Below are 12,394 nucleotides of genomic sequence, written 5' to 3'. Positions count from 1 at the left end.
ACCGGGAGTCACGCAACCCGGCGGCCGCAGCGCGGCCGGCTCATCAGGATCGCGCATGTCCAACACACTCATGAACCTCGGCGTCAGCGGCCTGAATGCCGCGCTCTGGGGCCTCACGACGACCGGCCAGAACATCAGCAACGCCGCGACGCCGGGCTATTCGGTCGAACGCCCGGTCTATGCCGAGGCGAGCGGGCAGTACACCAGCAGCGGCTACATGCCGCAGGGCGTGAACACCGTCACCGTGCAGCGGCAGTACAGCCAGTACCTGAGCGACCAGCTGAACGGCGCGCAGACGCAGGGCGGCGCGCTGTCGACGTGGTATTCGCTCGTCGCGCAGCTGAACAACTACGTCGGCAGCCCGACGGCCGGCATCTCGACCGCGATCACGAGCTATTTCACCGGGCTGCAGAACGTCGCGAACAATGCGTCCGATCCGTCGGTGCGGCAGACCGCGATCAGCAACGCGCAGATTCTCGGCGACCAGCTGAAGGCGGCGGGCCAGCAATACGACGCGTTGCGCCAGAGCGTGAACACGCAGCTCACCAGCACCGTGTCGCAGATCAACACGTACACCGCGCAGATCGCGCAGCTGAACCAGCAGATCTCGGCGGCGAGCAGCCAGGGGCAGCCGCCGAACCAGCTGATGGACCAGCGCGATCTCGCGGTGTCGAACCTGTCGACCCTCGCCGGCGTGCAGGTCGTGCGCAACGACAGCGGCTACAGCGTATTCCTCGCGGGCGGCCAGCCGCTCGTCGTCGCCGACAAGAGCTACCAGCTTGCGACCGTCACGTCGCCGTCCGATCCGAGCGAGCTCACCGTCGTGTCGCAGGGCATCGCCGGCGCGAATCCGCAGGGGCCGAACCAGGCGCTGCCGGATGCGTCGCTGTCGGGCGGCACGCTCGGCGGCCTGCTCGCGTTCCGCCGTCAGACGCTCGACCCGGCCCAGGCGCAGCTCGGCGCGCTCGCGACCAGCTTCGCCGCGCAGGTCAACGCGCAGAACGCGCTCGGCGTCGATCTGGCGGGCAAGCCGGGCGGCGACCTGTTCACGGTGACGAACCCGACCGTCTATTCGAATCAGGGCAACACCGGCAACGCGTCGCTGTCCGTGTCGTTCGCCAGTGCGTCGCAGCCGACGACGAGCGACTACACGCTGTCGTACGACGGCACGAACTACACGCTGACCGACCGCGCGAGCGGGTCGGTGGTCGACCAGAAGGCGGGTCCGATGCCGGTCTCGCTCGGCGGGCTGAACTTCTCGTTCTCGTCCGGCGCGATGAATGCCGGCGACCAGTTCACCGTGCTGCCGACGCGCGGCGCGCTGACCGGCTTCGGCCTCGCGACCACGAGCGGCTCGGCGATCGCGGCCGCGTCGCCGGTGGTCGCTGCGGCATCGAAAACCAACATCGGCACGGCAAAGATCACGCAAGGCGCGGTGAGCGCCGGCTACCAGGTGCCGACGACGCCGACCAAGCTGACCTACGACGCGGCGTCGCAGTCGCTGTCGGGCTTCCCGGCCGGCACCACGGTGACGATCGCGGGCACCCCGCCGACCTCGGTGACGATCACGAGCCCGACCGACAGCGTGCCGTACAACGCGACGGCCGGCGCGAAGCTGACGATCAACAGCACCACGCAGCCGGCTCCGGCGGGCGTGATGAACGGCGTGACCGTCACGCTGTCCGGCGCGCCGTCGGATGGCGACACGTTCACGATCGGACCGTACGCGGGCGGCACGAGCGACGGCTCCAACGCACAAGCGTTGTCGCAGCTCGTCACCGCGAAGGCGCTCGGCGGCGGCACGACGACGCTGACCGGCGCGTATGCGAACTACGTGAACGCGATCGGCAACACGGCGAGCCAGCTGAAGTCGTCGAGCGCCGCGCAGACCTCGCTCGTCGGCCAGATCACGACCGCGCAGCAGTCGGTGTCGGGCGTGAACCAGAACGAGGAAGCGGCGAACCTGATGCAGTACCAGCAGCTTTACCAGGCGAACGCGAAAGTGATCCAGACGGCGGCGACGCTGTTCCAGACCGTGCTCGGCCTGTTCAACTGACCGGATTCGAGGAATAGAAGCGATGCGAATTTCCAGCGCCCAGTTCTTCCAGCTGAACGTTTCACAGATGAACGATCAGCAGGCGCAGCTCGCGCAGCTGTACCAGCAGATTTCGAGCGGCACGAGCCTGCAGACGCCGGCCGACAACCCGGTCGGCGCGGCGCAGGCCGTGCAGCTGTCGATGACGTCGGCGACGCTGTCGCAGTACGCGACCAACCAGACGACCGCGCTCGCGTCGCTGCAGGCCGAGGACCAGGCGCTGCAGAGCGTGAGCAGCGTGCTGACCGGCGTGCAGACGCTGCTCGTGCGTGCCGGCGACGGCTCGCTGGCCGACAGCGACCGCTCGGCGCTCGCGACGCAGCTGCAAGGCTATCGCGACCAGCTGGTGACGCTCGCGAACTCGAACGACGGTGCCGGCAATTACCTGTTCGCCGGCCTGAACAATTCGACGGCGCCGTTCACGGCCAGCCCGAACGGCAGCATCAGCTACGTCGGCGACTCGGGCACGCGCCAGGTGCAGATCGCCGATTCGAGCAGCGTGTCGCAGGGCGACACCGGTTCGGCGGTGTTCATGTCCGTGCCGTCGCTCGGCAGCGCGCAGGTTCCGTCGGCCGGCGCCGGCAACGTCGGCACCGGCGCGATCGGCGCGGTGACGGTGACGGACCCGTCCGCCGCGACCAACGATCACCATTTCACGATCACGTTCGGCGGCACGCCCGCCGCGCCGACCTACACGGTGACCGACAGCTCGGCCAAGCCGCCGACCACGACGCCCGCGCAGGCCTACACGTCGGGTGCGTCGATCGCGCTCGGCAGCGGGATGACGGTGGCCGTATCGGGCACGCCGAGCACCGGCGATACGTTCGCCGTGACGCCCGGCCCGCAGGCGAGCGGCGGCGCCGACATCTTCTCGACGCTCGACTCGACGATCGCGGCGCTGAAGATGCCGGTGACCGGCAACCCTGTCGCGGCCGTGTCGCTGAAGAACGCGCTGATGACCGGGTCGATCAAGGTCGGCAACACGATGCGCAACGTGACGACGATCCAGGCATCCGTCGGCGGCCGCGAGCAGGAAGTGAAGGCGATGCAGGCCGTTACCCAGACCGCGTCGCTGCAGACGACCAGCAACCTGACGGACCTCACCAGCACCAACATGGTCACGACGATCAGCCAGTACCTGCAGGTGCAGAACGCGCTGACCGGCGCGCAGAAGGCGTACGTGCAGCTGCAGAACCTGTCGCTGTTCCAGTACATCAATCCGTGATGCACGCGGCGCCGGCCGCGATGTGAGCGCATGCTTACTTCGCGGCCGGCGCTTGCCGCCGCCAGCCGCGCATCGTGCGCGGACGGGCGCTTCGCCGGGGCCGCGCGGTCGCGCACCGGTTCTCTCGCGCGGCCTGCCGCGTTGTCGTTTGGCCGGCCCCGCCCGCCGGTTCGCTTGCCAGCCCCATTTCCGCTCCGTAAACTCGCGCCAGATTCCAGACCGGCGCATCCTTCGCAGCCGGCGACCGACGACCGACAGGAGCGCTTTCCCCATGTCCGATTCCTACTTCCCGCGCTGGCGGGTCCAACCGACCGGCGCGGCCTCGCGCGTGGTCGGCCCCGACGAGCGCCTCGCGTGGCCGCAGATGGTCGCGATGGGCGTGCAGCACGTCGTCGCGATGTTCGGTTCGACCGTGCTCGCGCCGCTGCTGATGGGCTTCGACCCGAACCTGTGCATCTTCATGTCGGGCATCGGCACGCTGCTGTTCTTCGTGCTGGTGGGCGGCCGCGTGCCCAGCTATCTCGGCTCGAGCTTCGCGTTCATCGGCCTCGTGATCGCGGTGACGGGCTACGGCGGCAGCGGCCCGAACCCGAACATTCCGGTCGCGCTCGGCGGGATCGTCGCGTGCGGCGTCGTATACGTCGCGCTCGGCGCGCTGGTGCAGGCGATCGGCACGCGCTGGATCGAGACGCTGATGCCGCCCGTCGTGACCGGCGCGGTGGTCGCGGTGATCGGGCTGAACCTCGCGCCGATCGCGGTCAAGGGCGTGTCGGGCTCGACCTTCGAATCGGTGATGGCGCTCGTCACGGTGCTGTGCGTCGGCGGCGTCGCCGTGTTCGCGCGCGGGATGATGCAGCGCCTCTTGATCCTCGTCGGGCTCGTGATCGCGTACGTGATCTACGCGATCGCGACCAACGGGATGGGCCTCGGCAAGCCGATCGATTTCGCGATCGTCGCGCAGGCCGCCTGGTTCGGCGTGCCGAGCTTCCGTGCGCCGGTGTTCGATCCGCACGCGATGCTGATGCTCGCGCCGATCGCGGTGATCCTGGTCGCGGAGAACCTCGGCCACATCAAGGCCGTCAGCGCGATGACGGGGACCAACCTCGACCGCTACGTCGGCCGCGCGTTCATCGGCGACGGGCTCGCGACGATCGTATCGGGCAGCGTCGGCGGCACGGGCGTGACGACCTACGCGGAGAACATCGGCGTGATGGCCGTCACGCGGATCTATTCGACGCTGGTGTTCGCGGTCGCCGCGCTGATCGCGATCGGGCTGGGCTTTTCGCCGAAGTTCGGCGCGGTGATCCAGACGATTCCCGGCCCCGTGCTCGGCGGCGTGTCGATCGTCGTGTTCGGGCTGATCGCGGTGACCGGCGCGCGGATCTGGGTCGTCAACAAGGTCGACTTCTCCGACAACCGCAACCTGATCGTCGCGGCCGTCACGCTCGTGCTCGGCGCCGGCGACTTCTCGCTGAAGATCGGCGGCTTCGGGCTCGGCGGGATCGGCACCGCGACGTTCGGCGCGATCATCCTGTACGCGATCCTGCGCAAGGAGAAGGAGCCGGGGCCGGTGGTGTGATTCGGGAGCGGGCGGTGCAATGCCGCCTGCGGGCTTACATGAACGGTAAGCCCATGCGGCGTGCGCGCGTTCTCTTGGACGCCTGCGCCGTGTAGGTATATCGAAAGGGATCCCCAACAGGTCCCGATTTGCTGCCAACGGATGCGCCGGCTCTTGATTGCAACATTGCGTTGAAATCGTCGTGGTGCTGCCTGGCTCCGCTGCATTTCGAACGCTGTCAGGTCGGTGAAAATATCTCAGCGGTTCTCGCGCGCCACGGTTTTTATTAACTTCACAATTAGTAACGGTATCGGATACAAGGTCGTCGGTGTCCCACCCAATGAAGAATTCAATGTCGGCGCATATGGCATTCGCTTTCACTACACGCGACCGCCATTCGTTCAATATTCCTGACAGTTTTCCCCGTGTGCCTTCGAGAGGCTTTGTGGTATACGTCTGAGCTTATCGCTGCACGTCGGGACGGGCGCGAGCACGACCCGCCCCCCGATGCAGGCGTATTCCAGGGTGCACGGGCGGCCCGGCAGCATTGCGCGCCCGGATCGAGGGACAAGAACAATGCAGAACACGGCACAAGCCCTGAGAGACCTTGCGCTGGGCCCGCAACACAACCGGCAAGTGAAAATAAGCTTTCCGGACGATAACGCGCCTTACAAAATCCTGCTGCCCAATGCATTCGAGGCGGTTGAAGCGTTATCGAAGGATTTCGCGTACAAGATCGAAATCCTGTCGGATAACGATCACCTTGCACCGAAAGATTTCATCGGCAAGCGCGTCACGATCAGTCTGGCGCGCGGTGACGGAAGCCAGCGATATTTCAATGGTCATATCTTCGCGTTTCGGCACGTTCGCACGGACGGCGGCTGGGTTTTTTACGAGGCGCACGCGGGCCCGTGGTTGCGTTACCTGAAGTACAGCCAGCACAATCGCCTGTTCCTCGACCAAAACCTGCACGACCAGACAGCGACGGTTTTTCAGGACTACGGCGTGTTGCCGGAATGGGCATGGCACGTCGGCGAAGACGATCCGCGCATGACGATGGCCTGCCAGTTCGATGAAGACGATCACAACTACGTTCATCGGCGCTGGGAGCATGCGGGCTATCTGTACTGGTACGAGCACACGGCCACGTCGCACAAACTGACCGTTTCCGACCCGACGCGTCCGGCACCCGCGATCGACGGCAAGGGTCATGAAATCCGCTTTCACAATGGCATGGGTGCGGAGGAGTCGGACAGCATTCTGAGCTGGTCGCCGTTCCAGCAGACCACGTCGACACATACGGAACTCTCCCGTTTCGACTTTAAGAGCCCGACGCCGACCCACGTTCAAACGAGTCTGTTGAATCCCGAAACCGCGCTGCCGCATCTCGAATGGAACGAGTATGCCGGTGCATACGGGTATCGCAACATGGAGCACGGATACCAGATCGCCAATCGCCGGATGGAGGAAATCGAGGCGACGATCAGGCACTTCGACGCGAAGGGCAACAATCGCTTCGTACAGCCGGGGCGCTGGTTCCGACTGACGGATCGTTACGGCTAGGCGCTGAGCCGCGATCAGAGCGACGATGAATACCTGATCGTCGCGGTTCGGCACGTGGCGACCAACAACTATTTGCAGGATACGGGCGTACTCGCGGAATACCGCAACGAGTTCACGTGCGTTCCCAAGGCGACGCCGTGGCGGCCCGGGCGCGGCTTCAACAGCGTTGACACGAAAATCCTCGCACCGCAGACAGCGACCGTCGTCGGCCAGTCGGGCACGAGCATTCATACCGACGAACACGGCCGCGTGCTGGTGCAATTCCACTGGGATCGTGACGGCAAGTACTCGACATGGGTGCGAGTTGCCAGCGGCTGGGCCGGCGGCGGCCAAGGGATGGCGGCGCTGCCCCGCATTGGTTCCGAAGTGATCGTGCAGTGGCTCGACGGCAATCCGGACCATCCCATTATCACGGGCCGCGTGATGAACGCGCGCAACGTGCCGTCGTGGAAGCTGCCGGATGAGAATGCGCTGATGGGCATTCGTAGCCGGGAACTGAACGGCGCAGACGGCAACGCGTCGTCCGGCCGCAGCAATCACCTGATTTTCGACGACACGGCGAACGCCATTCAGGCACAGCTCCGGTCCGACCATGCGGCGAGCCAGCTTTCGCTGGGCAAGATCACGCGCATCGAAGACTGGCAGGGGCGCAAGGACGCTCGGGGCGAGGGCTTCGAGCTGCGCACCGATGAGGTCGGCGCGATCCGCACCGGCAAGGGTATGGTGATCAGCACCGAGGTCCGTCCTGCCGCGCAGGGGCACCTTTCGGATGTGAGCGAGCCGGCGTCGCGGCTCAGCAAGGCGCAAGCGTTACATGGTCAGCTCGGCAAGCTCGCGCAGCACTATCAGGCGCAGGACAGCGGCGCGGACCAGACACCGATCGCCGACGCGCTGAAATCGCAGGTGGAGGGTATCCAGGGCGCGGGTGCGACGGGCAGCAGCGACAAGGGCGAATTCCCGGAACTCAACGAAGCGCACCTGCTGCTGGCTGGCGCGGCTGGCATCGCCGTCACGACGCCTGCAACGGCGCACGTCACGGGCGGCCAGCACGTAGCGGTCACGGCCGGGGAAAGCATGTCGGTTGCGACAGGCAAATCGTTTTTCGCCAGCGTATCCGACAAGTTTTCGTTGTTCGTGCACAAGATGGGCATGAAGCTGATTGCGGCGAGCGGCAAGGTGCAGGTGCATGCGGAAAACGACGAGCTGGAGCTGCTGGCGAAGAAGGTATTGTCGATCATCAGCACGACGGACTGGATCAACATCACCGCCAAGCAGGGCATTCGCTTGACCGCCGGCAACAGCCAGCTCGAAGTCAGCGCGAAAGGCATCGTCGGTTATACGCCCGGTGAAAACAAGGTTCATGCGGGCAGTCACGATACGGTGGGCCCGCAGAGCATGCCGGCGCAGTTCCCTGGTTCGGACTTGTGCTCGCAATTGGCTGACGGTGCCGCACAAACTGGCCAAGCGTCGATCGCGCTCGCCTGATGGATGACCGAATGAAAACGCCTGCGCATCCGATGCAGCCCGCACCCGATCGTCAGGAACTGATGACGACCGGGTTCCTGCTGGTAGAGCCTGCGACCCTCGCGCACGTGCCTGATCTGGCCGCGTTCGACATGCGTGCCTGCACCCCACGCGTGCTGGCCCATCGCGAAGAACTGATGCCACGGTTGATCGACCTCGCCGCCCTCGATTGGGAGGGGCGACGGATTGCGACCGAACGATGGCAAGAGGAACCGGAGGTTGAACGACCGCCCGCAATTTGCGCATGGATAGACAGCGCCGTGGATGCCGATGCGCTTGCGGAACACATCGCGCGGTATCTGGTTGGTCCCGGCGAGGACGGGCAGCCAGTGTTCTGGCGATACTACGATCCGCGTGTCTTGAGCCTCACGCTGGAGGTGTTCGATCCGACCCAGCTGCTGGCCCTCTTGGGACCCGTCCACGAATGGTGCTTCGCTTGGGCCGGCCATCGCTGGCGCATCGCTGGCCTAGGTGCCGAAATTGTGCAGCCAGACGATCAACCGCTCGGCTGGCCGCGCCCTGACCAGTGGCCACGCATCAATCGCAGCGAGATCGCCGACCGGATTCGCCGGCGGCTACCGGCGCTGTCGGTCGATCAGGCAGCACAGTTGCCGGCCGCGCTCGATCAGATATTGTGTTCGGCAGGCGGACAGGACGCGATGGCTACCGATGAGCTTGTCAACGATGCGGTTCAACGTATGCGGCACGCTTTCCTGACCGAATAAAGGCCGTCACTCCATACCATGAAATTCCGAGGATCAACCCATGCCGACCACTAAAGGCTGTCCGCTTTGCGATCGCCAGTCGCTGCTGATCTATCCCGTCCGATACGCGATCGCGTGTCCACGTGGCGCGTCCAAAGCGCCGGATCTGTCCGGCAATTTTCGCATCGACGGGCGCGCTCCTCAGGCCGTTGCCACCGCCAAGTACACGCTGCGCGCATTGCGCCCTGGCTATCTGTACACGTACGACGAGAAGCGGAAGAAGCTGGCCGCCTATATGGTTCTTGACGACGGGATCATGTGGAGTTTCCCCCCCGGACGTGACACCGCCACCGGGCGACGCGGAGAACGCGCTTACTCAAGGCTGCGCGATGAACGGAGACTTGGCTTTCGAATCGTTTGGCCGTTGCGTGAGCGTCGAACACACGCCCGGAAGTGACGAAGCGACCAACCTCTGGATTGGCTGGTCGAATGTGCGATGGACCAAGGACCTCGTACACAACAAAATCAATGATCCCGTTTGGCGCAAGCAGCATATGCAGTGCATCAACGTTCCCGCGATGCTGGCCGGGGGTGCGACCGATACGGGCGAATTTCAAGCCACCCAGAGCAAGATCGCGCATTTCGCTATGGATGCTCAGGCGATGAAGGCTGCGTTTGGCTTTAGCAACCGCGCGCCCAAGGACGAGATTCGCCTACGTCAGCGCAATGTCGCAAAACGCATCGGTGATGCGATGGCTGAATCTCCGAACAAGAAAGGTTTTGTGGTCGCGGTCAACGACCCTGTCGGCCTCACTAACGATCTCGCGGAACTGACGGTTCCCAACCTGAACAACGGTTTCGACGAACAGATGTATTGGAAGTGGACTTCGGCGCAACTGCTCGAACGCGCTGAAGCCGGAATCCGAGCGAATGCGAAGGCGGTTACCGGACTGACCTATGGAACGTCGAAAACCATCGCAGACGCCAATGCGGTCAATATGAAGGTCGGCGCACCAATCGCGCCGGATGCGATTGGTTTTTTCCATGTGATGCGCTCCTGGATTAGGACGGGAAGTCTTGACCAGGCGATGAAGGAGGAAGACCGAAAGACCGAGAACGTTTCCGCAACACAGGAAGATGCAGCGAACGAGGCGTGGGAGGACGCAGCATTCAAGATCGGTCCCGATGGGAAGCGAACCAGCGTACTCGATGAAGAGGCGTTGAAACGCTTCCCGGAGGAGTATCAGCAAGCGCTCGACGCCTTTAAGCCGAAATGGCAGCCGCTAGTGCAAGCGCATGCGGATTGGCTCAAGTCGCAATTGCTCGCCGAATGGATGGCTGGTGTTCACGATTCGCAGGATCTTCGGAGCGGCTACGCGTACAGTGAGTCGTGCGCACAGGCCATTGGTGCCGCTGTCGGCACCGAGGCTTGCAAGAAAGTGCTCGATGACTGGCTGAACGGCCAGGCTTCGAGTATCCGTAATCTGTACGTGCGCGCCCTGATGTTCAATCAGGACACGCTGATGAAGGCGGCGGATGCACAGGTGCACGGTTCCGATATCCAGTATGAGAACTTCCTGAATCTCTACAAGGAAGCATTCAAGAAGATCGAAAAACTCGGCAACGCGGCCAACCTGCGCGATCGGCTCATCGTGACGACCGCCAATCAGATCGTCGGCGTACTCACGAAGGCCACACGGGGGACTGCACTCGGCTTCGTGACCATCCGTCTGGCGATTCAGTCCGGTGTTCGACTCAAACCGTCACAAGTCAGCAAGCTTGCCATTCGCGATTGGGCTTTACAGCAAGCCCGGGAGTTGGGTGTCAAACTGGATGGCAACCGGACCGAACAGCGCGCGTTGGCGACCCAAGTCGGGAAGCAGGTCCTGAGGACGGCACCACCGAGTGATCCGAATATCGTCGCCTACGAGATGGACGTCGACGCCCTGGTCCGGGACGGGAAGCTGGAGGCCAGCGCGATCAAGGCCGTTAAAGTTCCTGGGGTGGACTCAGCAAAGAAATGGCTCAATTCGTCGACCGAGTTCAATTTGGGCGTGGTGACTGTAATCTTTCAGATGGCGACGATCACGTTTGCTGCCCTAGATTGGAAAGATCGGGACCAGTTCAATCGAAACGAAACCACAATGAAGGGCCTTGCTGCGATTGTTGCGATCATGGGAACTCTCGTCGAATACTCGTCGGAAACCGTAGTGAAAACGCCGGTGCATCCGTTGTCAGCGTATCTCATGAAGGCGTGGGGCGTTTCCCAGAGCGGCGCTGAGGTTGGCGTAAAGTTTGGCCGTGGACTCGGCGCGGCCGCAGGCATCTTTTTGGCCGGCTATGACATTTTCAAGAATATGCCTGAAGCGTGGAGTAACGGTGAAAAGAATCTCGCCAAGCTTTATTTGGCAAGTGGAATTCTTGGGGCATATGCAGCCGCCGCAGCACTCTTCAGTCTGCCCCTCTTCTGGCCTGTTTTGATCCTCTCGATTATGGTCGGTATCGCGATTGCGATTTTCAAGGCATCAGCACTCAAAGACTGGGTATCACGCTGCAAATTCGGCACGGGCGAACACTACGATTCGCTTGAGGCGGAACTCAAGGCGTTCACCTCGGCCGCAGGAGGTTGAAATATGGATGAGCGTGTCATGAAGAAGTGCACTGGCAGGCCTGTGCCGGATTGGGATCTGGCGCATCGCTTGCCGATCAATCGATCCGTCGGTCCAGGTGTCCAAGATTTTGGTTCGACGTTCAGCGTCAATTCAACCTACATGGACGTGATCGAGCCGTCTTTTCTCGAAAAGCAATGGTTTGTCACTGGTGTCTTGCTCGCTTTCCTGTGCATAGGCATCGGGCCATACGTCTATGTTCTGACGCATGCGAACGGGGAGTCCGGCGATTTCATAATGAACTGCTTAGCGCTTGCGGCCGTGGCCCTTTTCGGTTCGATAGTCTGGAAACTTGGAAGAGGCCTGTTCTTTGGTCTACGCCATCGCCCAATTCGTTTTCACCGTGAGGCCCGCAAACTCTTTGCGATTCGTGCACGCCGATTTTTCGCGAAGCCCGGCGAGGGTGACGTCGTTTGGGAGGTGCCATGGACAGATGATTCGATTTTCTGTTTGCACCGCGAGGACACGTCTTTCGGCACGATCTTCCACATCCGACACTATACGGTCGACGACGACGGCAATGTCACTCACGTGTTCTCGATCGGCCGCGAATGGACCGGCAAGCCGCAGGTCGAAATGGCGCTCGCGCAGTGGAACTACTGGTGCGCATATATGAACGATGGTCCGAACGGTTTGCCCAAACCGATGCTGTTTCACACGCAGCATGAGACGCCGCGTGAGTCGTTCCTGTTTTCGCTGTATAGCTTCGGGATGCGTGCGCCGGTCTTCATTCGTCTGTTGCTGATGCCGCTGATTCTGGTTTTCACCGTCATGCGAATCCTTGCGAATGCAACCTGCCGCGAACCCGTCTGGCCCGCTGCGATCGAGCAAATCTCCGTGATCGCGCCCGATGACCTTTACGCGGAACCCCGCTCCGGAACGCCAGTCGGATGGGGAGACACCGTGCTGGCCCAGCAGCGCGGCGAGTACCCGAATGATCCGAAAGCACGGGTCGAAGACTGGGTGGGAGAACCTGATGGTGGAACGTATGCAGCAGCTTGGCTCGAGAATCCCAATGCCAACATGATGCACGCGGCTGCCCGTAGCTGACGGTGA

Annotated in this window: 8 protein-coding genes and 1 pseudogene; all 9 read left to right on the top strand. The window is 63.0% G+C overall.

The genetic code is table 11. The features are described from left to right. Positions 1 to 55 precede the first annotated feature (55 nt). The 9 genes and pseudogenes from flgK to CFB89_RS15790 all read left to right on the top strand — a co-directional run bounded on the left by flgK (position 56) and on the right by CFB89_RS15790 (position 12,388). Positions 56 to 2,056, top strand: a complete 2,001-nt coding sequence (gene flgK, locus CFB89_RS15820; RefSeq protein ID WP_089468666.1) for a flagellar hook-associated protein FlgK — start codon at positions 56 to 58, stop codon at positions 2,054 to 2,056. 22 nt (positions 2,057 to 2,078) lie between these two features. Further along, on the top strand, positions 2,079 to 3,320 hold the full coding sequence (flgL, locus tag CFB89_RS15815; RefSeq protein ID WP_089468665.1) for a flagellar hook-associated protein FlgL: 1,242 nt from the start codon (positions 2,079 to 2,081) through the stop codon (positions 3,318 to 3,320). A gap of 271 nt (positions 3,321 to 3,591) precedes the next feature. Beyond that, positions 3,592 to 4,899 carry a solute carrier family 23 protein gene (locus CFB89_RS15810; protein ID WP_089468664.1) on the top strand — a complete coding sequence of 436 codons (1,308 nt, stop codon included), beginning with the start codon at positions 3,592 to 3,594 and terminating at the stop codon, positions 4,897 to 4,899. Between the two features lie 486 nt (positions 4,900 to 5,385). After that, positions 5,386 to 7,266, top strand: a pseudogene (locus CFB89_RS15805) (type VI secretion system Vgr family protein); the annotation flags it as partial. Between the two features lie 78 nt (positions 7,267 to 7,344). Then, the gene (locus CFB89_RS35345; protein WP_256979685.1) at positions 7,345 to 7,926 is read left to right on the top strand and encodes a DUF2345 domain-containing protein; all 582 of its coding nucleotides are present in this window, start codon (positions 7,345 to 7,347) and stop codon (positions 7,924 to 7,926) included. Positions 7,927 to 7,937: 11 nt separating this feature from the next. Further along, a complete protein-coding gene (locus CFB89_RS15800; protein ID WP_256979680.1) occupies positions 7,938 to 8,690 on the top strand; it encodes a DUF4123 domain-containing protein in 753 nt (250 codons plus the stop codon). 40 nt (positions 8,691 to 8,730) lie between these two features. Further along, positions 8,731 to 9,126, top strand: a complete 396-nt coding sequence (locus tag CFB89_RS35340; protein WP_256979679.1) for a toxin VasX — start codon at positions 8,731 to 8,733, stop codon at positions 9,124 to 9,126. Beyond that, the gene (locus CFB89_RS15795) at positions 9,059 to 11,299 is read left to right on the top strand and encodes a T6SS effector BTH_I2691 family protein (protein WP_306427128.1); all 2,241 of its coding nucleotides are present in this window, start codon (positions 9,059 to 9,061) and stop codon (positions 11,297 to 11,299) included. Before CFB89_RS35340 ends, CFB89_RS15795 begins: the two co-directional genes overlap by 68 nt. Positions 11,300 to 11,317: 18 nt before the next feature. Next, on the top strand, positions 11,318 to 12,388 hold the full coding sequence (locus CFB89_RS15790) for a DUF6708 domain-containing protein (RefSeq protein WP_256979677.1): 1,071 nt from the start codon (positions 11,318 to 11,320) through the stop codon (positions 12,386 to 12,388). The last annotated feature ends 6 nt before the right edge of the window (positions 12,389 to 12,394 follow it).

Source organism: Burkholderia sp. AU16741 (assembly GCF_002223345.1).
Classification (GTDB): Bacteria; Pseudomonadota; Gammaproteobacteria; order Burkholderiales; family Burkholderiaceae; genus Burkholderia; species Burkholderia sola.
The sequence above is the reverse complement of the archived record's forward strand: the minus strand, read 5'-3'. Positions and strand labels throughout refer to the sequence as shown.

Bases quoted from the DNA above. Each gene is read 5' to 3' on its own strand.
- flgK (WP_089468666.1), top strand. From the start codon at position 56: ATGTCCAACACACTCATGAACCTCGGCGTCAGCGGCCTGAATGCCGCG.
- flgL (WP_089468665.1), top strand. From the start codon at position 2,079: ATGCGAATTTCCAGCGCCCAGTTCTTCCAGCTGAACGTTTCACAGATG.
- CFB89_RS15810 (WP_089468664.1), top strand. From the start codon at position 3,592: ATGTCCGATTCCTACTTCCCGCGCTGGCGGGTCCAACCGACCGGCGCG.
- CFB89_RS15800 (WP_256979680.1), top strand. From the start codon at position 7,938: ATGAAAACGCCTGCGCATCCGATGCAGCCCGCACCCGATCGTCAGGAA.
- CFB89_RS35340 (WP_256979679.1), top strand. From the start codon at position 8,731: ATGCCGACCACTAAAGGCTGTCCGCTTTGCGATCGCCAGTCGCTGCTG.
- CFB89_RS15795 (WP_306427128.1), top strand. From the start codon at position 9,059: ATGAACGGAGACTTGGCTTTCGAATCGTTTGGCCGTTGCGTGAGCGTC.
- CFB89_RS15790 (WP_256979677.1), top strand. From the start codon at position 11,318: ATGAAGAAGTGCACTGGCAGGCCTGTGCCGGATTGGGATCTGGCGCAT.